Raw genomic sequence first — 24,600 nt, 5'->3', positions numbered from 1 at the left:
TGGAGACCCAGCTGGCTCCGACCCTGTCGCACGGCGACGTCGTGATCCTCGACAATCTTCCGGCACACAAGAGTGCGAAAGCCGAGATGGCCGTCCGGGCCCGTGGCGCGTGGCTCCTGTTTCTGCCGCCCTACAGTCCGGACTTGAATCCGATTGAGCAGGTCTTCTCGCAGATCAAAGCGCACTTGCGCAAAGCCGAAGCCCGAACCATCGAGGCACTCTGGCGCGCCATCGGCGACATCTGCGATCTCGTGAAGCCTGAGGCGTGCCGCAACTACTTTACCGCCGCCGGATATGGATTCGTTTGAATGACCGCCGCTCTAGCGTTGAACTACGCATCCGAAGCTGTTGCGCAGCCCACGAAGAGCCCGATCCCGTCCCATGCAGAACAAATCGATGGATATCCCTTCCCTAAAAGCATTGCAGGGCTCTTGAGGGGACAGCGAACCGACTACGATGAGCCAGGACTGGGTTTCAGCGTTCGCTACGAAAGGCCGGGGGAAACCTGGGCCGATATCTTCATCTACGATTTGGGTGAGAGCCTGAGCTCTGTGAATGCGCGCAAGATGTCCCTCGATCAGAGGGATGCGGCCCTGCGGGACATCGATCATGGCGTCTCCTCAGGCTCCTACCAGAATGCAGCCCTCGTCGCGAAGTCGGAGACTACCTCTTACGCGAAGGCCCATGTGGCCATTACGCAAGGCGGCAAGACCCGAGACTCCTACGTGTTCGTCACCATCCACAAAGGCAATTTTATAAAGATTCGCCTTACCACGGCCGCCGATAACGCGGATGAGTTGGCGAGCAGGTTTGCCTCGGAATACGCCCGCATAATCGGCAGAAAATAAAGAGAAAGGGCGCCTTTGGCGCCCTTTTCATTGTTATTGAAACTCTCGCAAAGGTGGGGGCTACTCTTCCGCAGCCTCGCCGTCTTCGGCGACATCACCCTCGGCTCCATCGTCCTCTTCACCCTCGATATGCTCGACGGAGACGACCTTTTCCTTGTCCCTGGTCGAGAAGACGGTGACGCCCTGCGAGTTGCGGCCGACGATGCGGATGTCATCGACCGGCACGCGGATCAGCTGGCCGCCATCGGTGACGAGCATGATCTGGTCGGCGTTCTCGACGGGGAAGGAGGCCACCAGCTTGCCGTTGCGGCTGTTGACCGCCATGGCCGTGATGCCTTTGCCGCCGCGCCCGGTGATGCGATACTCGTAGGAAAGCGTCCGCTTGCCGTAACCGTTCTCGGAGAGCGTGAGGATGCACTGCTCCAATGCGCTCATCTCCGCGTAGCGTTCCTGCGACAACGCGAAGTTTCCGGCCTCGGTCTCCTCCGCATCGTCGGCCGCCGCATCGGCATCGGCCTGCTCGCCCATGACGGCGCGGCGCATCTTGAGATAGGCGGCGCGCTCTTCGCCGGTCGCCTCCACATGGCGCAGGATCGCCATGGAGATGATGTCGTCTCCCTCGGCGAGATTGATGCCGCGAACGCCCATGGAGTCGCGCCCCTTGAAGACGCGCACGTCCGTGACGGGGAAGCGGATGCACTGGCCCTTGGCCGTGGTGAGCAGTACGTCGTCGTTTTCCGAGCAGATCTGCACGTCGACGATGGAGTCGCCCTCATCAAGCTTCATGGCGATCTTGCCGCCCCGGTTGACCTGCACGAAGTCCGACAGCTTGTTGCGGCGGACCGTGCCCCGCGAGGTCGCGAACATCACGTCGAGCCTGTCCCAGGACGCCTCGTCCTCGGGCAGCGGCATGATGGTGGTGATGCGTTCGCCCTGCTTGAGCGGCAGCATGTTCACAAGGGCCTTGCCCTTGGCGTTCGGAGCGGCGAGCGGCAGGCGCCACACCTTCTCCTTGTAGGCCTGGCCTTCAGACGAGAAGAAGATGACCGGCGTATGCGTGTTCGCCACGAAGAGGCGGGTCACGAAATCCTCGTCGCGCGTCGCCATGCCGGAGCGGCCCTTGCCACCGCGGCGCTGAGCCCGGTAGGTCGACAGCGGCACGCGCTTGATGTAGCCGGCATGGGACACGGTGACGACCATGTCCTCGCGGGCAATCAGGTCCTCGTCGTCCACATCCGAATCCCAGTCGACGATCTGGGTCTTGCGCGGCGTGGCGAAGGCGTCGCGGACTTCCGTGAGTTCGTCCTTGATGATGCCCATGATGCGGGCGCGCGAGCGCAGGATCTCGAGGTAATCCGAGATTTCGGCCGCGAGCTTGGAAAGCTCGTCGCCGATCTCGTCCCGGCCGAGAGCCGTGAGGCGCTGGAGGCGCAGGTCGAGGATGGCGCGGGCCTGCGTCTCCGAGAGACGATAGGTGCCGTCGTCGTTGATCTTATGGCGCGGATCGTCCACGAGCGCGATCAGCGGCGCGATGTCCTGCGCCGGCCAGTCGCGGCCCATGAGGGCCTCGCGGGCGGCGTTCGGATCCGGCGCCGTGCGGATGAGGCGGATGACCTCGTCGATATTGGCGACGGCGGTGGCCAGGCCGCACAGCACGTGGGCGCGCTCGCGGGCCTTGTTGAGGAGGAACTTGGTGCGGCGGGAGACGACTTCCTCGCGGAAATCCACGAAGGCCTTGATCAGGTCCTTCAGGGTCATCTGCTCGGGACGACCGCCGTTGAGCGCCACCATGTTCGCACCGAAGCTCGTCTGGAGCGGCGTGTAGCGGTAGAGCTGGTTCAGCACCACATCGGGCATGGCGTCGCGCTTGATCTCGACCACGATGCGCATGCCGTCGCGGTCGGACTCGTCGCGCAGGTCGGCGATGCCTTCGATCTTCTTCTCGCGCACGAGTTCCGCGATCTTCTCGATCAGCGAGGCCTTGTTCACCTGATACGGGATCTCGGTGAAGATCAGCGCCTCGCGGTCCTTGCGGATCTCCTCGACCTCGGACTTCGCCCGCATGACGATGGAGCCGCGGCCCGTGGTGTAGGCGGACTTGATGCCCGAACGGCCGAGGATCAGCGCGCCGGTCGGGAAATCCGGGCCGGGGATGTGCTCCATCAGCTCCTCGGCGGAGATGTTCGGATCGTCGATAAAGGCCAGGCAGCCGTTGATGACCTCGCCCAGGTTGTGGGGAGGCATGTTGGTGGCCATGCCGACCGCGATGCCGCCAGCGCCGTTGACGAGCAGGTTCGGATAGCGCGCGGGCAGAACGGACGGCTCGTCCTTGGACTCGTCGTAGTTGGGAGTGAAGTCGACCGTGTCCTTGTCGATGTCGTCGAGGAGCGGCATCGCCGCCTTGGTGAGGCGGGACTCGGTGTAGCGCATGGCCGCCGGCGGGTCGCCGTCGACCGAGCCGAAATTGCCCTGCCCGTCCACGAGCATGAGACGCAGCGAGAAATCCTGCGCCATGCGCACCAAGGCATCGTAGATCGCGCTGTCGCCGTGAGGGTGATATTGACCCATCACGTCACCGACGATGCGGGCTGATTTCACGTATTTCTTGTCCGGCGTGTAGCCGTTCTCGTGCATCGAGTAGAGAATGCGCCGGTGGACGGGCTTCAGGCCGTCGCGCGCATCGGGCAGCGCGCGGCTCACGATCACGCTCATGGCGTAATCGAGATACGAGCGCTTCATCTCATCGACGATGGAAATCAGCTTGATGTCGCTGGCCGGCTGGTCCCCGCCGGGGCCGCCGGAGCGGATATCGTTCGGATCTGTCAAGGTTGGTCTTTCTTAAAACGGTCTGCCCTTTCGCGAGAGGCGGTTTCATATGCCGCTTCGTCAAGCCATCCGGCAGGCCCGCGAATCCAATTGAAATCAGGTTCTTAAATGGCGGTTTTTCGTTCTCTTTTCAAGGTTTAGCCAAGGTTTTCCAAAGGCTGGGGATCCCCTTCGCCGGGCGCATACTGCCGCATCGGACCGGAAGCGGCAAATGCCAGGGGCGGCAACACGATAACTTGCCCGGAAAGCATGGCCATGGCATTGCTTCCTTAAAGAAAACGAGGATTTTCAACCATGGATTGGGTTGTCTGGGGGATCGTGGCCCTCGTCGCGCTCTATGCGGTTTCCGCCTATAACGGCCTCGTCAGCCTGCGGGCCCGCGTCGCCCAGGCCTTTGCGGATATCGACGTCCAGCTCAAGCAACGCCACGACCTGATTCCGAACCTGATCGAGACCGTGAAGGGCTATGTGAGCCATGAACGGGAAACCCTCCAGGCCGTGGTCGAGACCCGCAATGCGGCCCTCAGGGCGCAGGGCCCCGCCGATCAGGCGGCCGCCGAAGGCGCCCTTTCGGGTGCGCTGGGGCGTCTTCTGGCGCTCGGCGAGGCCTATCCCGACCTCAAGGCGAGCACCAATTTCCAGCAGTTGCAGACGGATCTCGCCGCCATCGAGGACAAGCTCGCCGCCGCCCGTCGTTTCTTCAACAACGGCGTCGCTGAATACAACGCCGCCATCCAACACTTCCCGGCCGTTCTCTTCGCCGGTCTGATGGGCTTCAGGCCGCAGACCTTCTTCGACCTGGGCGAGGCCCAGCGTCAGGCTCTCGAAACGCCGCCGAAGGTTGCGTTCTAAAGCGGCTCCCGTGCTCTCCGCTTTCGGTCTCTACACCCATATCCAGGCCAATCGCCGGCGGTCCGCCCTGCTGATCGCCGGGCTTTTCCTGCTGTTCTACCTGATGACCTTCGGTCTCGCCCTCCTCTGGCAGGTCGCCCCCTGGCTGGAGGGCGGAACCGATTCCTTCGAGCCCCTGCTCCGGGCGGCAATGCGGGACAGCCTCTGGATCGCGCCGGCGGCGACGGCCCTGGCGGGGCTGTGGGTCTGGTGCGGTCTGCGCTTCAACACCTTCCTCCTCAATCTCACGACCGGCTCGTCTAGCCTCGAGCGGGCACAGGCTCCCCGCCTCTACGATCTCCTTGAGAACCTTTGCATCTCTCGAGGCATGACGCCTCCCCGGCTGCGGATCCTGGAGACCGAGGCTCCCAACGCCTTCGCCTCGGGAACCCGTGCCGAGCAGTACACGATCACCGTCACCCGGGGGCTTATCGACCTCCTGGACGACCGCGAAATGGAAGCCGTGCTGGCCCATGAGCTGACCCATATCCGCAACGAGGATGTGCGCACGATGGTCATCGCCGTGCTCGTGGTCGGGATCTTCTCCTTCATCGGCGAATTCGCCTATCGCTGGCTGCGGGACAGCTCGGGCTACTGGGGCTTCTGGGACCTCTCGACCCGTAGGAAGAGCCGTTTCGACACGGGCGGAACCGACAAGGAAACCAAGGAAAAGGGCGGACGTCTGGCGATCCTTCTGATCGCTGCCCTGTGCATCGCGGTCGCTTGGCAGCTGTCGCTCCTTGTCCGCTTCGCCCTCTCCCGCCGCCGGGAATATCTGGCCGATGCCGGCGCGGTCGAGCTGACCAAGAACCCGGACGCCATGATCGGCGCGCTCACGAAGATCCAGGGCAAGGGCGAACTCGCGAATGTCCCCTCGGGCGTCATGGAGCTGTGCCTGGACAATCCCCGCTCCGGATGGGCCGATCTCTTCGCTACCCATCCTTCCATCGAGAAGCGGATCGATGCGCTGGTGCGGTATGCGGGTGGACACACTGCTCTCGCGCCTAAGGCGGGCGAGGCTGCATAGCAGGAACCTCGCCCAGTACTCAGTCGCTCTCTCGTCTAACGAGAAACACTATCCACGCGGAGCTATACGCCAAGTCACATTGACGGAAGCTGTGAACTCCAGGGTCGCAGGTGGCACGATCTGCACCGTATAGGACCCTGCGGGCGAAGCGCGTTTTGCGGGCAAATCTGCATATCCGCCTGGAGCCTCGGCATCACCGTCCGTAACGGTAACGATTTCCTTCAATTCCAGATCGACGGGCTCCGCATAGGCCAGCGCCTGTTCCTTTGCATCAAGCATGGCGGCGCGACGGGCTTGATTGAGAGCCGCACGCTCCTGGCTAGCCTGGAACCTGACGGATTCGATCTGGAACAGACTGGCGTCGGCAAGTCTGGTAACGACCTCGTTCAGCTTATCCAGGGTCGAGGACTTCAGGGAGAACGTGGTCGTTGCCATGTAGCCGTCAACCACGGCTTCGTATCGCTGTGCCGGTCCCTGCGGGATAGGCCGCTGAACGCGGCGCTCATCCACCCTGAAACTGCTTCTCTCGACCTCTACCCCGAGGGTCTCAACGTCCTGAAGAACCTTGAAAGCTCGTGTCGCACGCACCTGATGGGGATTGCCGACGCTCTCGAGCGTCTTGCCCTCCGTCGTCACTGTGACTGTCACTCGAGCCAGATCAGGCTTTACTTCATAGCGCCCTTTCCCGAGTACGGTCATGACTGGATCGCGCCGTGAATCCTGTGGCGCACTCTGTGAGTAAGCAGAAGTCACTATGGCCGAGGCAGCCAGAGCCAATAAAAGACGGCGAACATACATGCTGTATCCTATGGGCACGCTTGGGATGCAGAAGAATCAAGTTATTATAACATTACTTTAAATAACCAGCCCCTTTGAAGTTCTCTTTCCTATTGGGCTCTCAGCAAAATCGCCGTCGTATCGTCGCTCTGCTTGAAGCGGGGATAGAGCTTTCCATCAGGATCGGCCTGGGTCTCGATCTCCCGGGCCTTGGCCGCCAGCGGCTCGAGGCCGATCGTGAGGGCGGCGTCCATCAGGCCCTTGGCGTCCATGGCCCCATAGAGATCCACCAGGGCGGAAAATCCGTCGCTGGCGAGCAGGATCGCGGAGCCCGCCTCGCACGGCGCGCTCTCGTGCCTGAGGCGGCCGACGGCCTCCGGGTTGAAGCTGAGCAACGCCGCCGGGACGCCGCTTCTTTTCTGCCGCTCGCGGCGCTCGCTGAGCCAGGCGAGGAAGACGGGTTCGGCGAGAATGTCGTTGGGCCGGGAGCCCGAGGCTTGCATCAGCTCGGCGGCCTTGGCGGATTCCGCCTCACGCAGGCCGGGGGCATCGCCGAGCGTCAGGACCGTTCCGTCGGGCCGGCGCACGTAAGCGGTGGTGTCGCCGAAGGTCCAGGCGTCGAGGATATCCCCGCTCCGCCGAACGAGGGTCATGGCGCCAAGCGGCCAGGAGACGAAATCCTCGTGCCGCTCCTGCGGAGCGACCGCCCGGTAGGCGGTGCGGGCCTCCTCCATCACATGGCGGAGCAGGGCCGGCCCGTCCTCGGCATGGGGCGCGAGATCGGACAGGCGCTCACTGGCGAAGGCGGCGAGCCAAGCGGCGTCGCTCTTGGGATGAACCACCGGCGCGGTGCCGGGAAAGATCGAGGTATCGATCACCCAGGCCCAGTCTCCGCACGCGCCGCAGATGTCCTCGTTGGGCTTGTCCGGGTGCCCCGGCCAGCTGATCCGATCCAAAACCGTGAACATCGTTGCCCTGCCCCTCGCCAAATCGGCCCCATGACCCCATAAAGCAAAGCTTGCAACAAGGTAAAGCCGATGCTGTTCGACTATATCTCCGCCGCCCTCGTGACCCTGCTCGTCACGCTCGACCCGGTGGCGCTCGCGCCGATTTTCGTCTCGCTGACCCGCGGAATGAACGCGGAGGAGCGCCGTCGCGTTGCCGTTCGGGCAAGCATGATCGCCTTCGGCATCCTGGCTTTCTTCGGCCTCGGCGGCGAGGTGCTGCTGCGTCTGCTCGGCGTCGGCATCCCGGCCTTCCGCATCTCCGGCGGTCTGCTGCTGTTCTGGATCGCCTTCGAGATGGTCTTCGAGCGCCGTAACGAGCGCAAGAAACACACTGCCGACGTGGCAATCACCGAGGATCACATCCGCAACGTCGCGGCCTTTCCCCTCGCCATTCCGCTCATGGCGGGTCCCGGCGCCATCACCGCCGTAATCCTGCTGGCGGGCCGCGCCAACGGAAACCTCCTGCACCTGAGCTCTCTGCTGGTCCTGATCGCTCTCGGAATCCTGAGCTGCCTCGTGGTGTTCTCCGCCGCCGAGCGCGTGGCCCGCTGGCTCGGCGTGACCGGCAATGTGGTGCTGACGCGCCTCCTCGGCGTGATCCTGGCAGGCCTCGCCGTGCAGTTCGTCATCGACGGCATGCTCGCCCTGGTGCGCCAGCCCTGAGCTTGCGCGCTACGCCTCTGTCGCAAAGGGGAGAAACGCCCGGGCTACGTGCTCGTAGACCGTGCGCTTGAACGGAACCACCAGTGCCGGCAGCCGCTCGAGCCGCTCCCAGCGCCACTCGCTGAATTCCGGCACCGCACCGCCGCGAATGCCCGCGACCTCTATTTCGCTCTCCTCGCCCAGGAAGCGGAAAGCCACCCATCGCTGGCGCTGGCCGCGAAAGGGAGACAACCGGTGCGGCAGCCCGGAATAGGGCGGGAAATCATACGTTACCCATTCGGACGTCTGCCCGAGCACATCCGCCTGAGTGACGCTCGTCTCCTCCCAGAGTTCGCGACGGGCAGCGGCCAGGAGATCCTCGCCCTCGTCGACGCCACCCTGGGGCATCTGCCATTCATGGCCTGGCGCGATGACCTCCGGGCCGTCGTCGCGCAGGCGCCGGGCAATCAGAACGAGGCCGGCCCGGTTGAAGAGCGCGATTCCCACATTGGGCCGGTAGCGCGGGGCGGGAGCAAGGTTCATGCCGGGACGTCCTCCTCGGCATTCCGTATCATGATGGACATTCCGTCCTCGAGTGTCTCGAAGAGCGACCATCCCTGTCTCTCGTAGAATGCCCGCCTGTGCGGGCCGGACAGCAGGTAAACCCGGCCAATCCCAGTCGCAAAGGCGAAGGCGCAAGCCCTTTCGACCAAGCTCGCCCCGATACCGTGCCGCCGGACTTCCGGCTCGACCCAGAGCGCCGCGATCCAGGGCGTGCAATGCGGCCTCGTCTCTTCGTCACAGGCGATGATGGACACGGTGCCGAGGAACCTCTCGCCCTCATGGGCGACCAGGGCCGTGGGGATAGAACCGGGTCCGAAACTCTCAGCCACGAGGCCTGTCAGAAGGCTCAAAGGATGCCCCTTGTCCTTCCAGAAAGCGCGCCAGACGCGGTCCGCAACCGCATCGGCGAATTCCGGACGATCGCGCAGATCGCTGAGCGTGACGGTGCTCAGGGCAGGAGGTCCAACGAACTGTTCAAGGATCGAATCGAACAACAGTTTAGGACAAAAACACTAAGCATCATCCATGAAAGCTCATGGATGATGCCGAAGCTTTTCTACTTCATGACGCCCATGGCTTTTTCCATGTGCATCATGCAGCCCTTCTCATCTTTCTTCATCATCATATCTTTCGCCATGGCCATCTCCTTCATGGCCATGTCTTTCTTGGATGCGTCCGTCATCTTCATCACGGAATCGTTGGCCATTTTCATGCCGGCTTCGTCGCATTTAGGCATCATGGCTCCCGACTGAGCGTATGCCGGCGGCATGAACAACAAAGCACCCGAGATCGCAAAAAGTATCTGCTTATTCATAGGCGTCCTCCTGACATTTCAGATCGATCTCTCATCGATAGAGGTCGCAAGCATGTGCGATGCACTGCGGCAGAATACATCTATAGCAATATCGGACTCTTTAGAACGATATTAAGTTCAAATTATCTTGATATCCCTCAAGGGAACAAACATGAATCAACTTCATCTCAGTAAAGATGATAGGCGATTTTACAAAGTCTCCAGCAGGCGCATCATGAGTTTTTGACGCGGCGCGATGGACGAGATCAGGCCGTATTCCTGAAGCGTATGAGCGCCGTCGCCGTCGATGCCGAGACCATCAAGGGTCGGGATGCCGAGCGCGGCCGTGAAATTGCCGTCCGAGCCACCGCCGGCGCGGGGAGCGGAGACGAGATCGAAACCGATCTCGGCGGCCAGGGCCTTGGCGTGGTCGAAAAGCTTCGAGGTTGCTTCCGTGCGCTCATAGGGCGGCCGGTTCATGCCGCCGGTGACGGTGACCTTGAAATCCGGATGCTGGGGCTTCAGGCCGAGAAGAGCCGCCGTCACCGCCTCGCCATCGGCTACGGTTTCCACCCGCAGGTCCACGGGGAAACGGCAATGCTGGGGAATGGTGTTCACCGCCGTGCCGCCGGAAACCATGCCGACGGTGGTGGTGATGCCCTTGGCGTAATCCGTCATGGCCTCGACGGCGAGGATCTGACGGGCCGCCTCGTAGATGGCGTTGCGCCCATCCTTGTGGCGCGAACCGGCATGGGCGGGCCTTCCCTCCACATGCACGTCGAAGCGTCCTACCCCCTTGCGGGCCGTGACGATCTGCCCGTTGTCACGAGCGGGCTCGGTGACGAGGGCATAGGCTGAGCGGCGGCCGAAATCCTCGATCATCGGACGGGTGATCGGCGAGCCAATTTCCTCGTCCGGCGTCACCAGGAAGACGAGAGGACGGGCCGCCGTGCCCTTCCGCGCCACGTCCTTGAAGGCCTCGAGGCAGAACCAGGCGCCGCCCTTCATGTCGTAGACGCCCGGTCCGTAAAGCCTGTCGCCCTCGACGCGCAGGGGCAGATCCTTCTCGATGGTGCCGACGGGATGCACCGTGTCGAGATGCGACATGATCAGGATAGCGGGCTCGTCGGTCCGGGGACCCGCCCGCAGCACGAGCACGTCGCCCAGCCCCTCCGTGCCCGGCACCCGCTCGACAGCCACAGGCGCGTCCTGCATCTGCGCAACCACGAGGTCCATCATCAGGTTGACCCCGGCCCGGTCGCCGGTCGGGCTTTCGGTGCGGATCCAGGTGAAGAGCGTGTCGAGAGATGCGGGGGTCATGAGAGGCTCGGGTCCAGGCGGCATGGAAAAGGCGGCTCAAGCCGCCTTTTCCACTCATACCACCCCTGGCCGGAGAGTCACGCGGTCAGGACGCATGACAGCCTTCCGCCATCGTCGTCGCCCCCATGATGAAGTCGTATTCAGATGATGAAATTCTTATCCCGCTGAGCCAACTTCAGCCGTATGGCCAGGGTAGCCGTCTTACTTTAGATGGCATACATATGAGTGCCCGGTTGGAGCCGTCGCCGCCAACGAGCATGTCGGCGGCAAATCCGCAAAATCTTGCCGGATGTCAGTGTTGCGGCGTATCCAAGGGAATGGACAACAGGACTTTTCCCGTGTCGTCCGTCACATCCAGCTGCCAGCCGCGCCAGTCGACCGCGTCGGCCTCGCCTTCCTGGCGCAACTCCTGGATCGCCTTGACCGCCTGGTAATGAGCCGCTTCGAGATCCGAGACTTCTATGCCTGTCTCATCCAGGATCCGGTCATGCATGTGCACGAGATGAAAATAACAATGCACGCAAAGCAACCTTGGTAGAATTTCTCAAAACTGAGCCCTGGCCCACTCCATGTCCGCGCCTAAAGGAGCAGTTTCCGTGCAGGGACGCAAGGTAAGTTTTCCGTTTTGCGGATCAATCCAGCCCTGCACCAAGAGCATATTCTCTCATATACAAGCGAAGCCATAACATTCTGTTAAGGATCAGAAGCCGCCTAACTACCAAGATTTCCCAATACTTACCTGAAAACGTTGACTTTTATAGCTGGGACAATCAGACAGGGCACCGGACATTGCGTGCCGCGTATCATGCAGAAAAGGCCGCCAACCATAGCGGCCCTTTCCCCATGTGCCCGGTCGCGCAATCGCTAGAAGGGAATGTCGTCGTCCAGGTCGTTGTAGCGGGAGCCGCCCCCGCTTCCTCCGCTGCTGCCACCGCCGAAGGACGGCGCCGGGCGTCGGTCCTGGGAGGGAGAGCGCCCGAAATCGCCGCCGCTTCTGATCTGGCCGGGCTCCTCGTCGGCATAGTCCGAGCCGCCGCCGCTCCCGCGGCTGTCCAGAATCGTCAGCTCGCCGCGGAAGCGCTGCAGCACCACCTCGGTGGTGTACTTCTCCTGGCCGCTCTGGTCGGTCCACTTGCGCGTCTGCAGCTGGCCCTCGACATACACCTTCGAGCCCTTCTTCAGGTACTGCTCAGCCACCCGCGCCAGGTTCTCGTTGAAAATCACCACCGAGTGCCACTCGGTCTTCTCTTTGCGCTCGCCCGTCGCCTTGTCCTTCCAGGTCTCCGACGTGGCAATCCGCAGGTTCACCACAGGCTCCCCGTTCGACAGACGACGCACCTCCGGGTCGCGCCCCAGATTGCCCACCAAGATCACCTTGTTCACACTGCCCGCCATCGGAGCCACTCCTCGTTCTCAGGAGGCTGTTCTGAAGCCGAAGGAGCCCCGGGGCAAGCTAAGGGCAGAGTTCTGCACAGGCCTGTCCCCAACTCATGGCGCCTAGTTTCTGAAAAGTCAGCCACACCAGTTTCGCGAAGATTTTACAGATTATGCAATCAATGATTGATAATAATATAATAACATGTCATTCACTTGCCATAATCTGGAGGACCGAATGACTACCTACCGCATCACCAAGAAACAGAAGACTCTTAAGGGGAGCAAGACGGACGATTTCTTCTTCGGCTCGAAATTCAAGGACAATTTCGATGGCCGCGACGGAGATGACTACATCTATGGAGGCGACGGCAGCGACAACCTGACCGGTGGCGATGGCAACGACGCCATCTATGGCGGACTCGGATCGGATAAGGCACTCGGCGGCCTAGGAAACGACGATCTTTATGGCAGCCTCGGCAATGACAAGCTCTATGGCGGCGTGGGCAAGGATTTCCTTATTGGCGACGAGGGCAATGACGCTCTTTATGGAGAGTTGGGCAACGACGTGCTCAATGGTGGAGAGGGCAACGACAAGCTCTACGGCGGAGACGAAAATGATGATCTGTCCGGGCACGAGGGTAACGACCGTCTCGACGGCGGCAAAGGTGATGACGACCTGATCGGCGGAGCCGGCAACGACTATCTGTCTGGTGGCGATGGCGACGACTTCCTCGACGGCACCGACCCCATTCCCAGCACGGACCCCACAATACCGTATGTGTCGAGCAAGGATAGGCTGCTGGGTGGCAACGGCAATGATACGGTCATAGTCGACGTCGGGGACAACGCGATAGGCGGTAAGGGCGTCGACACGCTCCGACTGAACCTCAGTGCGAGGTCGACCGATAACACTGTTCATTCGTTCAACTTCTCGAAAGTCACTGGCAATAGTGCCGCCGATATCGGCTTCCTAGGCATTAAAGCCGGGCAGTTCGAGAAGGTCAGCGCTTCTATCCTTGATATGGATGTCGGGAGCGTCGTCACGGGCTCAAAAGGCAATGACACGATCAATGGCTATGGCAAGTCCGGCGTGATCAACGGCGGCAAGGGTAACGACAATCTTCATGCTTTCGGATTCAACTTAGAAAATCCGGCTAATGGGATCGTCGTCAATGGCGGCGCAGGGGACGACAAACTGAGCGGCTCCGGCGACGTGACTCTCATCGGCGGCAAGGGAGACGACCAATTCATACTGACACAAGGCTCGGCAAGCACGATTGCAGACTTTTACGGGAAAGACGACGTCTTCTTCATACGCGCTAACAACTTCACTTACTACGATTCCAATCTGCAAAAAACTGTCTCTGCCACCTTCGATCCGACAAATCCGCTCATCGTCGGAACCGACCCCAAAGCCACCTCGGCTCTGGCGCAGTTTCTCTACGACACTGACGACGGCAAGCTTTACGTCGACGCCGATGGTTTAGGCGTGAATTCCGATCTCGAACTCGTAGCGACCCTGGCCAATAAGGTGTCTCTCAAGGCAGCAGACTTCGTTTTCGTGATCTGAGCTTGGCTCGCTCCCCCAAGGCCCGCCGATAGCGGGCCTTGGGCTGCCGCCCCCGATTATTGCTGGGGGATTTGATTCCGTGGGCTATGCTGAATCGCCGACTTCCGAACAGGCCGCAATCAAGGTGCTGGTTTCTCGTGCGACCATCTGCGATCTCAACGACTGCTTTTGCTTTATCCTCGATCTCAATGTGCCCTTTCATTGAATGGACAATGGCGGCGCGCAGCTCGACCCGAGCTTTATCTCACGCAACACCGGCATCCCGAACGTACCCCGAGAAGACGCCGACGAAAAGCGCCTTGACGATCAAGGTAATCTTCGCCTCCCCTAATTAGCCCAAACTCATCGAGAAGGGGTTCGAAGCCTCGCCTCCCCGAGCTAATTCCGACGCTGGCACTACCAGAACGAAACGATTGCGCAGGACATCCTTGCAGGGTCGTAGAGACAAGTCAGCCTTATCGCCAATACCCTCGTGACGCCCATGAGTGTACACGACAGGTTCCTATCTTACCTGCCTTGACTAGGACGCATCCGTTTCGGCTTATCGTTACGACAATGGAGCTCGATGCCGGCTACGCCGCCTCAGCTTAGAATCAAAACACGACGGAAATTGTTAGAAGTCTGAGGAGCGGGATACAAAGGCATTCGCTCCTTTTTCCAGTGCATCGTGCGGCCCCAGAGGTCCGCTCTCAACGATGCGCTTATATAAGAAAGGAGCAGCGGATCGATTCCAAAAGAGCCTATCTACTTTTGAGCCCGATGCTATAAATTCTACTCAGATAATGAAGAAGTCCTTGTAGGTCATATTGAGGTTCTTGGAGAGGGTGGCGACCTCTACCGCCTTGCCTTTTCCGGAGCCGTCGGCGTCATAGTACAGGAAGCCCTTGGCCTTGTCGTAGACGAGGTAGTCGTTCTTGTCCTTGGCCTTGGCGCCGACGGTGAAGAAGTCCTTCTTCAGCTGCGCGGGCTTCGTCTCGGAGCCTGCCTTGCCGAGCTTGGTGAAGACCTTGTTGTCGAGCCAGATCGCGTCGTCCTTCACCTTGAAGTCCGCGATCTTGTCCTTGTTGGAGCTTCCGTTCGGCTTGGTATCGAACACGAAGGCATCTCTCCCAGCGTCACCCTGCAGGGTATCGTTCCCCAAGCCTCCCCAAAGCGTGTCATTGCCTGCCCCGCCCTTGAATGCATCTCTCCCGGAGCCGCCTTTCAGCAGATCGGAGCCGGAACTTCCGCTGACTCTCTCAGAAGCAACATCGCGAACGGAAACGCTGAGCCATGTTTTATAGGAGCTTCCCCACGAATCCTTCACCTCGACAAGGATGCTGTGAGAGGCAGCCTGTTCGTAATCGAGGCGCACCCCATCCTTCACGCTCAGCACGCCCTTGCTGCTGAGGGAGAACCGACCGCCTGCGCTGTCGAGCAGAGAATAGGTCAAGCCTGGATCCGTCACGTATGACTGGACGACAAGCTGACCGATCTGAGTTGCCGCGGCCGCGCACTCGTTCACGGCGTTTCCGGACAGGCTCAGACCCGTGGGCGTCGTCGGCCCGACGGCCTGACCGGCGGCGGTAAAACGCTGCTGATATGTGCCCCAGCCGGCACCGTCCTGATCCATGGACTGCCAAGCGACGATCCAGCTTCCATCCTTCAGGGCCGTGACCGAGGTTGCGATCTGGTTACCGGCCGTGAAGGTATTCACGAGCCTTTCACCCTGAATCTTCGCGCCGTTTGCCGCAAAACGCTGTTGGTAGACATCGGCAGTTGCGTCACCGGTGGAACCGGATGTCCATGTGACGACCCAGCCGCCATCGGCGAGCGCCGTGACGAAGGAGGCACTTTGGTTTCCGGCTGTCGTTGTGTTGACCAGGATTTCGCCGCCGACCTTCTGGCCGTTAACGGCGTAGCGCTGCAGATAAATCCCGTTATCGGAGCCGTCCTGCCCGAATGAAGTCCAGGTCACGACCCAACCGCCATCCTTCAGAGCGGTCACCCTTGAGGACACCTGATCTCCCTCGATGGGAATGTTGACCCTGGTCTCATCATCAACCGTCCAGCCATCTGCATCATAGCGCTGTTGCTTGATGTCGAACCTGTTGGCAATAGTCCCTAGTTGTTCCCATGTTACGATCCAGCCCCCGTCGGCAAGCGCCGTGACAGAGGGCTTCCACTGAGTGTCGAGCGTGACTGTGTTTACAAGCTTTTCCGTTCCAATGGGGTAACCGTTCGCGCCATAACGCTGCTGGTAAACGCCAAAACCAGACCCATCTTGAAATTCTGAAGCCCACGTGACCACCCACCCTCCGCCGACGAGAGCCGTAACTGTCGGCTCCTGCTGATTGTTGGCCGTCGTGGTGTTGACGCGGGTCTCGGGGCCGACCTTGAGGCCATACTGGTTGTAGCGCTGCTGATAGATGCCGGAGCCGGCGCCATCGGGGCTCTCCCAGACCACGAGCCAGCCACCATCCGACAACCCGGTCACCTTGGGTACGGTCTGATTGTTCGCCGTCGTCCTGTTGACGAGGATCTCGCCCCCGATTGCGAGACCGTTCGCCGCGTAGCGCTGCTGGTAAATCCCGGTTCCGGAGCCATCCTGGCTCTCGGAGCGCCATGTAACGACCCAGCCCCCATCGCTCAACGAGGCAATGACAGGCTGGTCCTGGTTATTGGAAGTCGTTGTATTGATGCGGGTTTCGCCTGTGGGGGCAACAACAAGGGTCATCTTATCCTCATCATCTGGACAGACCATCCTGCTAACGCAACGTTATATGATTTGACAAGACGCATTCTTTGAGACCATCCCGCACATGGCAGGGTCACATCGGCAGCCCGAGAGGTGTAGATGGACCGGTCACGCCATCTCATGCACCGTTGATCCCGTACCCTCTTTGTTCTAGGATTCGAGACCTGGAATCATCCGCCGCATTGCGCTGGCGGACGGGTCGTCACATATCCGGGGGCCGGCCGCTCAGGGCCGATCTTCCTCACTTAAGGCTAAGCTGGCCATGGCTAAACTCGACGAATTGTTCAACCGCGCCAAGGCGGGCGATCCGGATGCGCGCGTGATCTCCGTGCGCGGGGCGCGGGAGCACAATCTCAAGAACGTCGACCTCATGGTCCCGCGGGACAAGTTCGTGGTGTTCACGGGGCTGTCCGGCTCCGGCAAGTCGTCGCTCGCCTTCGACACGATCTATGCCGAGGGGCAGCGGCGCTACGTGGAGTCCCTCTCCGCTTACGCCCGCCAGTTCCTTGAGATGATGCAGAAGCCGGACGTGGACCAGATCGACGGCCTCTCGCCCGCCATCTCCATCGAGCAGAAGACCACCTCGAAGAACCCGCGCTCGACGGTCGGCACCGTCACCGAGATCTACGACTACATGCGCCTGCTCTGGGCGCGCGTCGGCATTCCCTATTCCCCCGCGACGGGCCTGCCCATCGAGAGCCAGACCGTGAGCCAGATGGTGGACCGGGTGCTGGAGCTGCCGGAAAAGACCCGCCTCTATCTGCTGGCCCCCGTGGTGCGCGGCCGCAAGGGCGAGTACCGCAAGGAAATCGCCGAGTTCCAGAAGAAGGGCTTTCAGCGCCTGAAGATCGACGGCGAGTACTACGCCATCGACGAGGCCCCTGCCCTCGACAAGAAGTTCAAGCATGACATCGACGTGGTGGTGGACCGCATCGTGGTGCGCGCCGACATTGCCGCGCGCCTGGCGGATTCCTTCGAGACGGCGCTCGAGTTGACCGACGGCATCGCCGTCATCGAATATGCCGACGAGAAGGACGAGAAGGGACAGGCGAAGCGCATCGTCTTCTCCTCCAAGTTCGCCTGCCCGGTTTCCGGCTTCACGATCCCCGAGATCGAGCCGCGCCTGTTCTCGTTCAACAATCCCTTCGGCGCCTGCCCGACCTGCGGAGGCATCGGGCACGAGATGCGCATCGATCCCGCGCTCGTGGTGGACGAGAGCTTGTCCCTCAAGCGCGGCGCCATCCTGCCCTGGGCGAAATCCAGCTCCCCCTATTACGGCCAGACGCTGGAGGCGATCACCAAGCACTACAAGGCGTCCATGACGAAGCCCTGGGAGGAGCTGCCGGAAAAGGTGCGCGAGGTCATCCTCTACGGTTCTGACGGCGAGGCGATCCGTATGGCCTATGACGACGGCTTGCGGGCCTATGAAGTGCGCAAGCCCTTCGAGGGCGTGATCCCCAACCTCGAACGCCGCTACAAGGAAACCGAGAGCGACTGGGCGCGCGAGGAGATCGGCCGCTTCATGAGCGAGACGCCCTGCGACGCCTGCGGCGGCAAGCGCCTGAAGCCCGAGGCGCTGGCGGTGAAGATCGCAGGGTCCGACATCGGCGACGCCACGGCGCTGTCCGTGAAGGACGCGCACGAATGGTTCGGTGCGCTCTCGAAGAAGCTCACCAAGAAGCAGAACGAGATCGCCGGCCGCATCCTGAAGGAAATCCGCGAGCGTCTCACCTTCCTGGTCGATGTGGGCCTGGAATACCTCACTCTCGCCCGCTCCTCCGGCACCCTGTCGGGCGGCGAGAGCCAGCGCATCCGTCTGGCCTCGCAGATCGGCTCGGGCCTGACCGGCGTTCTCTATGTGCTCGACGAGCCGTCCATCGGCCTGCATCAGCGCGACAACGAGCGGCTGCTCGGCACATTGAAGCGCCTGCGCGACCTCGGCAACACGGTGATCGTGGTGGAGCACGACGAGGATGCGATCCTCCAGGCCGATTACGTGTTCGACATCGGCCCCGGCGCGGGCATCCACGGCGGCAAGATCGTCGCCGAGGGAACGCCGGACGAGATCATGGCGAATCCGAAATCCCTGACAGGGAAGTATCTCACGGGCGAGATGTCCGTGAAGGTGCCGGAAAAGCGCCGCAAGCGCGATCCGAAGCGCATGCTGAGAGTGGTCGGCGCGAAGGGCAACAACCTGAAAAACGTGACGGCGGAGATTCCGCTCGGCACCTTCACCTGCATCACCGGCGTTTCCGGCGGCGGCAAGTCCACACTCGTTATCGACACGCTCTACAAGGCCGTGGCGCGCAAGCTCAACGGCGCGCTGGAGCATCCGGCCCCGCACGAGCGCCTCGACGGCCTGGAGCACCTCGACAAGGTCATCGACATCGACCAGTCGCCCATCGGCCGCACGCCGCGCTCGAACCCGGCGACCTATGTCGGCGCCTTCACGCCGATCCGCGAATGGTTCGCAGGCCTTCCCGAAGCGAAGGCACGCGGCTACCAGGCGGGCCGCTTCTCCTTCAATGTGAAGGGTGGGCGCTGCGAGGCCTGCACCGGCGACGGCGTGATCAAGATCGAGATGCACTTCCTGCCCGATGTCTACGTCACCTGCGACGTGTGCAAGGGCAAACGCTACGATCGCGAGACGCTGGAGGTGAAGTACCGCGAGAAATCCATCGCCGATGTGCTCGATATGACGGTGGAGGAAGCCCGCGAGCTGTTCAAGGCCGTTCCGTCGATCCGCGAGAAGATGCAGACGCTGGCCCGCGTGGGCCTCGACTACGTGCATGTGGGACAGCAGGCTACGACGCTCTCCGGCGGCGAGGCGCAGCGCGTGAAGCTGTCGAAGGAGCTGTCAAAGCGCGCCACCGGCCGCACGCTCTACATCCTCGACGAGCCCACCACGGGCCTGCACTTCCACGACGTGGCGAAGCTTCTGGAAGTGCTGCACGAGCTCGTCGACCAGGGCAACACGGTGGTAGTGATCGAGCACAACCTCGAGGTCATCAAGACCGCCGACTGGGTCATCGACATGGGCCCCGAGGGCGGCGACGGCGGCGGCCGGATCGTCGCGCAGGGCACGCCCGAGGACATCGCCGCCTCCAAGGCCAGCCACACCGGCCGCTTCCTCAAGGAGGTTCTGGAGCGCAGGCCCTTGAAGAAGAACGCGGGCACGAAGGAAGCGTCCAAGAAGGAGCCGGCGAAAAAGAAGGTGACGCGGCAGGCGGCGGAATAAGCCTGCCGCGTTCTCAACGGGACGAGAGGCGCCCTAAAGTCTCCTCGGCCAGCAGCTTCGTCAACTCGCCGGCGGAAAGTTCACGGCTCAGGGGAGCCGCCTGCCCCGCCCACAGAGGCATGAAGTCTCCCGAACCGAGAGGCTCCGATTTCTGACGCAAGGGGGCGACCGCGCCGCCCGCGAGCGGGAATTCCGGCGCAAGCTCGGAGAGAGGGCCCGCCTCCCGCATGAGCCGGTTGACGATGCCGCGTGCCGGGCGACCGGTAAAAAGGTTCGTCAGCGCCGTCTTCTCCACCTCGGCGCTTTTCAAAGCCTGCCTGTGAACCGGGGATATCGTGGCCTCCGGGGTGAGCAGGTAGGCGGTGCCGATCTGCACCGCCGATGCTCCCAAGGCGAAAGCCGCCACGATGCCTCGTGAATCGGCAATTCCTCCGGCCGCGATGACGGGCACCTTCACCGCATCGGCCACCTGCGGCACCAGGGCCATGGTGCCGACCTGGGTCGACAGGTCGTCGCTCAGAAAGATGCCGCGATGGCCGCCGGCTTCGAAGCCCTGCGCGATGATGGCATCACATCCCTCGTCTTCGAGCCAGCGCGCCTCGTCGACCGTCGTCGCCGAGGACAGGACCCTGGCGCCCGTCTTCTTCACGCGTTCCAGCAAACCCCGCTGCGGCAAACCGAAGTGAAAGCTCACGACCTCCGGCCTGAACTCCTCGACCAGGCCTAGAAAAGCCTCATCGAAGGGCGCACGCGTCGAAGGGGGCGTCGGCATGTCCGGATCGAGCCCAAGCTCCAGATAATAATCCTTCAGGCGCCGTTTCCAGGCCGCCTCCCGTCCGGCATCGACGGCGGGCGAGCGATGGCAGAAGAAATTGACGTTGATGGGTTTCGACGTCTTCAACCGGATCCGGGAGAGTTCTTCCCTGGCCTTGTCGAGGCTGAGCATAGCGCAGGGCAGAGAGCCCAATCCACCGGCTTCCGAGACCGCAATGGCCATGTCGGACAAATTAGCTCCGGCCATGGGAGCCTGAATGATCGGAAGTTCGATTCTCAAGAGATCGAGAATTCGCCGGTCCTTCCACATGGCGGCTGCCTTTCCGTCGAGAGAGGGGCGCAACGGTGACGCCGATCGTCACCGCCGACACCCGCTTTGTGAAAGTCAGTGCTAAGCCATCCCCGGCGATATGAGAATACGCTTTCGGGGCATATGGGAGCGGGCCTCAGGCAGGCTCGAGCTTAGCGCCGGTCCGCTGCTCTCCGTCGAACCGCAGAGCGACGGCACCGATCCGCTTATCGCCCGGGCGTCTCGACGAGAGCCCCGACGATCCTCCGGACGACCGGCATCACGAGAAGGGCCGTCGGAAACGCAATTGCATAGGACAGCCCCCAGGCTTGAAGGATTCTCGGAACGATTCCTGCCTCCAGCCCGACTGCCTTGAGCGTTGCGATCGTCGAAACGACACCGGACATGAGCAGCGAGAGGATCAACGGGAACATGATGGCGTGGGTCTTTGCCGGGAGCTTCCGGAAGCCACGCTTGCGAACGATGGAGACAGACATGATTTCAGCCTTTCGTTAAGACATCCACGCCGGATCGATAGGCTTCACGGAGGCCGCCAGGCCAAGGCTGAAGAACTTCTGCGTATGGGGAAGCTTCATGTGCTCCTCCAGAGCCGCGGCATTGGCAAAGTCCTCGACGAGGAGGAACAACCCCGGATTGTCGAGAGCCTGGAAAAACATGAACTCGCGGCATCCCGGCTCCGGCCGGGTGGCCCGTTCCAGTTCGAGCAGCGCCGCGCGCATCTGGTCCGCAAGGCCGGCCTTGGCCTCGATGCGGACGATTTTGCGGATATTCGGTATGGAAGCGTGATGGGACATTCTCTCCTCCTTGAGGGTTTCTCTCTTTGCCCCGAGCGAGGCCTGTGCGAAATTCCGCAAAACTTCCCCCTGACTGTGAGAAAATCGGGAATGATCGACTGGGACGACCTTCGGCACTTCATCGCCCTCGCCGACGAAGGATCCTTGTCGGCCGCCGCACGGCGCCTGCGGATCGAACATGCGACGGTGGCCCGACGCGTGGCGGCTCTGGAAGCCGCTATCGGCGTCAAACTGGTCGACCGGAGGTCCGGGCGCTACACCCTGACCCCTGACGGGGAGCAGGTCGCAGAACATGCGCGGCGCATGGAGGCCGAGGCTTTCGCCATGGAGCGAACGGTCCACGCCCGCCAAGACGAGACCTTTACCGAGATCTCCGTGAGTGCGCCGCCGGTCATTGCCTCTCACGTGATCGCTCCGCATCTTGCGAAATTCATGTCGTCAAACCCGCGCCTGCACCTGCGCCTGATGGGCGAGAGCCGAACCGTTTCGCTGCCGCGACGCGAAGCCGACCTGGCCGTGCGATTGTCGCGTCCGGGCGAGATGTCGCTCGTCGCGCGGAAAATCGGGACGATCACCTACCGGCTTTACGGCTCGCCGGAATACCTCGCCTCAAGACAGGAGGATCGGTTCGGCTTCATCGGATTCGACGAAAGCTTGGAGGATGCGCCCCATCAGGTCTGGCTCAAGAAACTCGCCGGACCGCGCCCGATCGTCTTTCGAACGAACGAGATGGCGATCCAGCATGCCGCTGCCGTGGCGCATGTGGGCATCGCAGCCCTGCCGAGCTTCATGGGCAAGGTCGGCAACCTTCAGGATGCCGATCCCGAGGGAAGGTCCATCGCGCGGGATGTGTGGCTGACCTTTCACAAGGATCTGCGGGGCAACGCCGCCGTATCGGCCGTCGCGACCTTCCTCGCCGAATGCCTGCGGGCGGAAAAAGCCGAAGCCTGAGAGACCGGGAACGAGACCGCCAACGAAACTTCGCTTCTGCCATTAAGGGCCACGGCGTTTTCGCTTGTTCACCGACGATTTTGGGGCGATCATTGTGTCTTTAGCGATGGAGGGAACGATGACCGCCTCCGATGCTGCCTTTTCAGGCTCAATTCCCGAACTCTACGAACGCTATCTCGGCCCCCTGTTCTTCGAACCCTATGCGGAGGACATGGCTGCGCGGGTGAAAGACATCGCGCAGGGCCGCATCCTGGAGACGGCAGCGGGAACCGGCATCGTCACCCGCGCCCTCGCAAAGGTCCTGACGCCGCGTGTCGAAATCGTCGCAACCGATCTCAACCAGGCGATGCTCGACCACGCGCGCACGAAGCTGCAGGCTGCCAACGTCGCGTGGCGACAGGCCGATGCCCAGGCGCTGCCCTTCGAGGACAACAGCTTCGATGCGGTGGTCTGCCAGTTCGGCGTGATGTTCTTGCCCGACAAGCTCGCAGGCTATCGCGAGGCGCTGCGGCTGCTCAAGCCCGGCGGCCGCTTCCTGTTCAGCGTTTGGAACTCCCTCGACCGGAATGCCGTAAGCCGCGTCGTCTCGGATGCGGTCGCGCAGTTTTTTCCCGATGACCCGCCCCGCTTCATCGAACGGGTGCCGTTCGGTTATTTCGACCCCGACCGGATTCTCGGCGAAGTTCAGCAGGCAGGTTTCGAGACGGTCGACATCGATGTCGTCGACAAGATCAACCACGCTCCGTCCGCCCGGGAGCCGGCGACGGGTCTCTGTCAGGGCTCGCCGCTGCGCAACGAAATCGAGGCACGCGCCCCGAACCGTCTCGACGAAGTCACCGCCAAGGTTACAGATGCCCTCGCGCGCACGTTCGGGTCTGCATCTATCGAGAACCGCATGAGCGCCCTCGTGGTGACGGCCTATCGTTAAGGTGAAGCCCAGAGACCCTCAGGCACGACGCGAATTGCTTCCTCGGGCGCGTTCAATGCACCGTTTCGACGAGCGGCAGGGAATGGAGCAGCGTCCCAAGGGAGCAGACGATGTCGAGACGCCAGCCTGACCAGTCCTGCGCATCCTCGCCGATTTCCTGACGCAATTCCTTGATGGCAACGAGCGCCTGGGTCTTGGCGTTCTCGAGATCGCTCACATCGATCCCGGTATTGTCGACGATCTCTTCGTGATCGTTCACGAGGTGGAAGAAACACCGCATTTCAGAACCATCCACCCCGTTGCCCCAATGAATCAGCTACCGGGTTTCGGACGCGAAGTGAAGCGACCTTCCGGCTTGGCAGATCATTCGTCTTTAGGAGCAGCCCCCTCCTCCAAGGGGTGAAGCCCCTCCAAAGAGACCCAGCCGATATCCGGACGAGGCAGTGGGACCAGATAGGCCCGACCGGCTTCGATGCGGGCAACAGTGCAGGCGACCGCCCGTTGATCGCCCGGCGGACGGTAGACCACGGTCGCGCCTTCCTGGATCCGGTCGGGCTCTCCGGTGGGTTCCCCGGTGCTTCGCGGCCGCGTTTCCGACGATGCCGCAGCAGCAGCCATCCCAGCCCTCACCCGATCAAGGGCTGCAATCGCCAGCCTTGCCCGGTCCCGGTAACGTTCGCTGACGGGCCTCAGGAGCGCGCCGCGCGTGCGGCCCGGATACCAGGATGTGCCTCCGGCTTTGGCCAGTTCCTCCGCGACGGCTTCGATCTCTTCCTCTGTCATGACCGCCCCGACCCTACTTCCCTTGTAAACGATGACATACTCTGCCTGCGAGAACTTAACGCAGAGTAATGCGCAAATCGCATCTTGGGGATCCTTTTTCTCGAACGCGCCTTCCTCTTACAGGAAGGAGATGTGAACGAGACGGTCCTCTCGTCGGTCGCCGAAGAGAGCCAAAGCGTAGGCAGCCACTTGGCTTGGCCGGCGCCTTTTCAGCAGCTCCGCAAGCCATGTGGCGAGCAATTCGGCCTCTAGGGTGACGACAACTACGTTGGCACAGGCTTTTAGCCTCAGTCCGAACATGCTCAGACACGGCCACGGCTCCAAACAGAAAATTATCTTAAAATGGAAAATAATATCAATAAATAAAACATCATTATAAATATTCATATCTCAAATTTTGGCAATACCGTGCAATTATTATGCACATTGAGGCCATATCGAGA

The 24,600-nt window shown here is 61.7% G+C and carries 24 protein-coding genes; 9 read left to right on the top strand and 15 right to left on the bottom strand.

Annotated features, from left to right (window positions below):
• Both L879_RS0119795 and L879_RS0119790 read left to right on the top strand, forming a co-directional pair.
• The coding region (locus L879_RS0119795; RefSeq protein ID WP_027315945.1) for a transposase at positions 1-308 on the top strand (308 nt) is incomplete at its 5' end.
• Positions 309-848, top strand: a complete 540-nt coding sequence (locus L879_RS0119790; RefSeq protein ID WP_027317615.1) for a hypothetical protein — start codon at positions 309-311, stop codon at positions 846-848.
• Between the two features lie 60 nt (positions 849-908).
• On the opposite strand, the gene gyrA is transcribed toward L879_RS0119790, so the two are convergent.
• Positions 909-3,587: a DNA gyrase subunit A gene (gene gyrA / locus L879_RS0119785; protein WP_245265280.1), complete on the bottom strand. Its 2,679-nt coding sequence runs from the start codon at positions 3,585-3,587 to the stop codon at positions 909-911.
• Positions 3,588-3,968: 381 nt separating this feature from the next.
• On the opposite strand from gyrA, the gene L879_RS0119780 reads away from it, so the two are divergent.
• Together L879_RS0119780 and L879_RS22435 are read left to right on the top strand one after the other, a co-directional pair.
• Positions 3,969-4,526 carry a LemA family protein gene (locus L879_RS0119780; protein WP_027317613.1) on the top strand — a complete coding sequence of 186 codons (558 nt, stop codon included), beginning with the start codon at positions 3,969-3,971 and terminating at the stop codon, positions 4,524-4,526.
• A gap of 10 nt (positions 4,527-4,536) precedes the next feature.
• Positions 4,537-5,592, top strand: a complete 1,056-nt coding sequence (locus L879_RS22435) for a M48 family metallopeptidase (protein WP_051435464.1) — start codon at positions 4,537-4,539, stop codon at positions 5,590-5,592.
• A gap of 48 nt (positions 5,593-5,640) precedes the next feature.
• On the opposite strand, the gene L879_RS0119770 is transcribed toward L879_RS22435, so the two are convergent.
• A complete protein-coding gene (locus L879_RS0119770; RefSeq protein ID WP_027317612.1) occupies positions 5,641-6,291 on the bottom strand; it encodes an SIMPL domain-containing protein in 651 nt (216 codons plus the stop codon).
• Positions 6,292-6,479: 188 nt separating this feature from the next.
• On the bottom strand, positions 6,480-7,337 hold the full coding sequence (locus L879_RS0119765) for a PP2C family serine/threonine-protein phosphatase (protein ID WP_027317611.1): 858 nt from the start codon (positions 7,335-7,337) through the stop codon (positions 6,480-6,482).
• A gap of 69 nt (positions 7,338-7,406) precedes the next feature.
• Here L879_RS0119765 and L879_RS0119760 point away from each other — a divergent pair, with 69 nt between their 5' ends.
• Positions 7,407-8,039 (top strand): MarC family protein, encoded by a 633-nt coding sequence (locus L879_RS0119760; protein WP_154664276.1) that lies wholly within the window; start codon positions 7,407-7,409, stop codon positions 8,037-8,039.
• Positions 8,040-8,048: 9 nt separating this feature from the next.
• Here the strand turns inward: L879_RS0119760 and L879_RS0119755 are convergent, their stop codons facing one another.
• From L879_RS0119755 to L879_RS0119730, 6 genes are all read right to left on the bottom strand, one after another.
• Positions 8,049-8,561 carry an RNA pyrophosphohydrolase gene (locus tag L879_RS0119755; protein ID WP_027317609.1) on the bottom strand — a complete coding sequence of 171 codons (513 nt, stop codon included), beginning with the start codon at positions 8,559-8,561 and terminating at the stop codon, positions 8,049-8,051.
• A complete protein-coding gene (locus tag L879_RS0119750) occupies positions 8,558-9,076 on the bottom strand; it encodes a GNAT family N-acetyltransferase (RefSeq protein WP_245265275.1) in 519 nt (172 codons plus the stop codon). The genes L879_RS0119755 and L879_RS0119750 overlap by 4 nt, the downstream gene beginning before the upstream one ends.
• Positions 9,077-9,138: 62 nt before the next feature.
• On the bottom strand, positions 9,139-9,396 hold the full coding sequence (locus L879_RS0119745; RefSeq protein WP_027317607.1) for a hypothetical protein: 258 nt from the start codon (positions 9,394-9,396) through the stop codon (positions 9,139-9,141).
• A gap of 189 nt (positions 9,397-9,585) precedes the next feature.
• Positions 9,586-10,695: a M20 family metallopeptidase gene (locus tag L879_RS0119740; RefSeq protein ID WP_027317606.1), complete on the bottom strand. Its 1,110-nt coding sequence runs from the start codon at positions 10,693-10,695 to the stop codon at positions 9,586-9,588.
• Between the two features lie 292 nt (positions 10,696-10,987).
• The gene (locus L879_RS22430) at positions 10,988-11,215 is read right to left on the bottom strand and encodes a DUF6894 family protein (protein WP_035460202.1); all 228 of its coding nucleotides are present in this window, start codon (positions 11,213-11,215) and stop codon (positions 10,988-10,990) included.
• A gap of 344 nt (positions 11,216-11,559) precedes the next feature.
• Positions 11,560-12,090 (bottom strand): single-stranded DNA-binding protein, encoded by a 531-nt coding sequence (locus tag L879_RS0119730; RefSeq protein WP_027317605.1) that lies wholly within the window; start codon positions 12,088-12,090, stop codon positions 11,560-11,562.
• Positions 12,091-12,307: 217 nt separating this feature from the next.
• Here L879_RS0119730 and L879_RS24545 point away from each other — a divergent pair, with 217 nt between their 5' ends.
• Positions 12,308-13,642: a calcium-binding protein gene (locus tag L879_RS24545; RefSeq protein ID WP_027317604.1), complete on the top strand. Its 1,335-nt coding sequence runs from the start codon at positions 12,308-12,310 to the stop codon at positions 13,640-13,642.
• A 775-nt stretch (positions 13,643-14,417) separates the two neighbouring features.
• Here the strand turns inward: L879_RS24545 and L879_RS24540 are convergent.
• On the bottom strand, positions 14,418-16,358 hold the full coding sequence (locus L879_RS24540) for a hypothetical protein (RefSeq protein ID WP_027317603.1): 1,941 nt from the start codon (positions 16,356-16,358) through the stop codon (positions 14,418-14,420).
• Between the two features lie 283 nt (positions 16,359-16,641).
• Between L879_RS24540 and uvrA the strand changes: the two genes are divergently transcribed.
• Positions 16,642-19,617 carry an excinuclease ABC subunit UvrA gene (gene uvrA, locus L879_RS0119715; RefSeq protein ID WP_027317602.1) on the top strand — a complete coding sequence of 992 codons (2,976 nt, stop codon included), beginning with the start codon at positions 16,642-16,644 and terminating at the stop codon, positions 19,615-19,617.
• Between the two features lie 13 nt (positions 19,618-19,630).
• Here the strand turns inward: uvrA and L879_RS0119710 are convergent, their stop codons facing one another.
• From L879_RS0119710 to L879_RS0119700, 3 genes are all read right to left on the bottom strand, one after another.
• Positions 19,631-20,701 (bottom strand): NAD(P)H-dependent flavin oxidoreductase, encoded by a 1,071-nt coding sequence (locus L879_RS0119710; RefSeq protein WP_027317601.1) that lies wholly within the window; start codon positions 20,699-20,701, stop codon positions 19,631-19,633.
• 206 nt (positions 20,702-20,907) lie between these two features.
• Positions 20,908-21,177 (bottom strand): DUF2798 domain-containing protein, encoded by a 270-nt coding sequence (locus L879_RS0119705; RefSeq protein ID WP_035460200.1) that lies wholly within the window; start codon positions 21,175-21,177, stop codon positions 20,908-20,910.
• A gap of 15 nt (positions 21,178-21,192) precedes the next feature.
• Entirely contained in the window at positions 21,193-21,495 is a 303-nt protein-coding gene (locus tag L879_RS0119700; protein ID WP_035460198.1) for a putative quinol monooxygenase, read from the bottom strand.
• A 90-nt stretch (positions 21,496-21,585) separates the two neighbouring features.
• On the opposite strand from L879_RS0119700, the gene L879_RS0119695 reads away from it, so the two are divergent.
• Both L879_RS0119695 and L879_RS0119690 read left to right on the top strand, forming a co-directional pair.
• Positions 21,586-22,446 carry a LysR family transcriptional regulator gene (locus L879_RS0119695; RefSeq protein WP_027317598.1) on the top strand — a complete coding sequence of 287 codons (861 nt, stop codon included), beginning with the start codon at positions 21,586-21,588 and terminating at the stop codon, positions 22,444-22,446.
• A gap of 118 nt (positions 22,447-22,564) precedes the next feature.
• A complete protein-coding gene (locus tag L879_RS0119690) occupies positions 22,565-23,374 on the top strand; it encodes a class I SAM-dependent methyltransferase (protein WP_027317597.1) in 810 nt (269 codons plus the stop codon).
• Between the two features lie 52 nt (positions 23,375-23,426).
• Here L879_RS0119690 and L879_RS0119685 read toward each other — a convergent pair whose 3' ends face one another.
• A complete protein-coding gene (locus L879_RS0119685) occupies positions 23,427-23,654 on the bottom strand; it encodes a DUF6894 family protein (protein WP_035460196.1) in 228 nt (75 codons plus the stop codon).
• 83 nt (positions 23,655-23,737) lie between these two features.
• Positions 23,738-24,157, bottom strand: coding sequence for a hypothetical protein (locus L879_RS0119680; RefSeq protein ID WP_027317595.1), 420 nt, complete (start codon positions 24,155-24,157; stop codon positions 23,738-23,740).
• Positions 24,158-24,600 lie beyond the last annotated feature (443 nt).

It is taken from the genome of Microvirga flocculans ATCC BAA-817, assembly GCF_000518665.1.
Classification (GTDB): domain Bacteria; phylum Pseudomonadota; class Alphaproteobacteria; order Rhizobiales; family Beijerinckiaceae; genus Microvirga; species Microvirga flocculans.
Note: the sequence above shows the minus strand (reverse complement) of the source record. Positions and strands in the feature narration are given on the sequence as shown.

Bases quoted from the DNA above. Each gene is read 5' to 3' on its own strand.
- uvrA (WP_027317602.1), top strand. From the start codon at position 16,642: ATGGCTAAACTCGACGAATTGTTCAACCGCGCCAAGGCGGGCGATCCG.
- L879_RS0119780 (WP_027317613.1), top strand. From the start codon at position 3,969: ATGGATTGGGTTGTCTGGGGGATCGTGGCCCTCGTCGCGCTCTATGCG.
- L879_RS0119790 (WP_027317615.1), top strand. From the start codon at position 309: ATGACCGCCGCTCTAGCGTTGAACTACGCATCCGAAGCTGTTGCGCAG.
- L879_RS24540 (WP_027317603.1), bottom strand. From the start codon at position 16,358: ATGACCCTTGTTGTTGCCCCCACAGGCGAAACCCGCATCAATACAACG.
- L879_RS0119695 (WP_027317598.1), top strand. From the start codon at position 21,586: ATGATCGACTGGGACGACCTTCGGCACTTCATCGCCCTCGCCGACGAA.
- L879_RS0119700 (WP_035460198.1), bottom strand. From the start codon at position 21,495: ATGTCCCATCACGCTTCCATACCGAATATCCGCAAAATCGTCCGCATC.
- L879_RS0119685 (WP_035460196.1), bottom strand. From the start codon at position 23,654: ATGCGGTGTTTCTTCCACCTCGTGAACGATCACGAAGAGATCGTCGAC.
- L879_RS0119705 (WP_035460200.1), bottom strand. From the start codon at position 21,177: ATGTCTGTCTCCATCGTTCGCAAGCGTGGCTTCCGGAAGCTCCCGGCA.
- L879_RS0119760 (WP_154664276.1), top strand. From the start codon at position 7,407: ATGCTGTTCGACTATATCTCCGCCGCCCTCGTGACCCTGCTCGTCACG.
- L879_RS0119680 (WP_027317595.1), bottom strand. From the start codon at position 24,157: ATGACAGAGGAAGAGATCGAAGCCGTCGCGGAGGAACTGGCCAAAGCC.
- L879_RS24545 (WP_027317604.1), top strand. From the start codon at position 12,308: ATGACTACCTACCGCATCACCAAGAAACAGAAGACTCTTAAGGGGAGC.
- L879_RS0119770 (WP_027317612.1), bottom strand. From the start codon at position 6,291: ATGACCGTACTCGGGAAAGGGCGCTATGAAGTAAAGCCTGATCTGGCT.
- L879_RS0119740 (WP_027317606.1), bottom strand. From the start codon at position 10,695: ATGACCCCCGCATCTCTCGACACGCTCTTCACCTGGATCCGCACCGAA.
- L879_RS0119765 (WP_027317611.1), bottom strand. From the start codon at position 7,337: ATGTTCACGGTTTTGGATCGGATCAGCTGGCCGGGGCACCCGGACAAG.
- gyrA (WP_245265280.1), bottom strand. From the start codon at position 3,587: ATGAAGCGCTCGTATCTCGATTACGCCATGAGCGTGATCGTGAGCCGC.
- L879_RS0119730 (WP_027317605.1), bottom strand. From the start codon at position 12,090: ATGGCGGGCAGTGTGAACAAGGTGATCTTGGTGGGCAATCTGGGGCGC.
- L879_RS0119710 (WP_027317601.1), bottom strand. From the start codon at position 20,701: ATGTGGAAGGACCGGCGAATTCTCGATCTCTTGAGAATCGAACTTCCG.
- L879_RS0119755 (WP_027317609.1), bottom strand. From the start codon at position 8,561: ATGAACCTTGCTCCCGCCCCGCGCTACCGGCCCAATGTGGGAATCGCG.
- L879_RS0119690 (WP_027317597.1), top strand. From the start codon at position 22,565: ATGACCGCCTCCGATGCTGCCTTTTCAGGCTCAATTCCCGAACTCTAC.
- L879_RS0119745 (WP_027317607.1), bottom strand. From the start codon at position 9,396: ATGAATAAGCAGATACTTTTTGCGATCTCGGGTGCTTTGTTGTTCATG.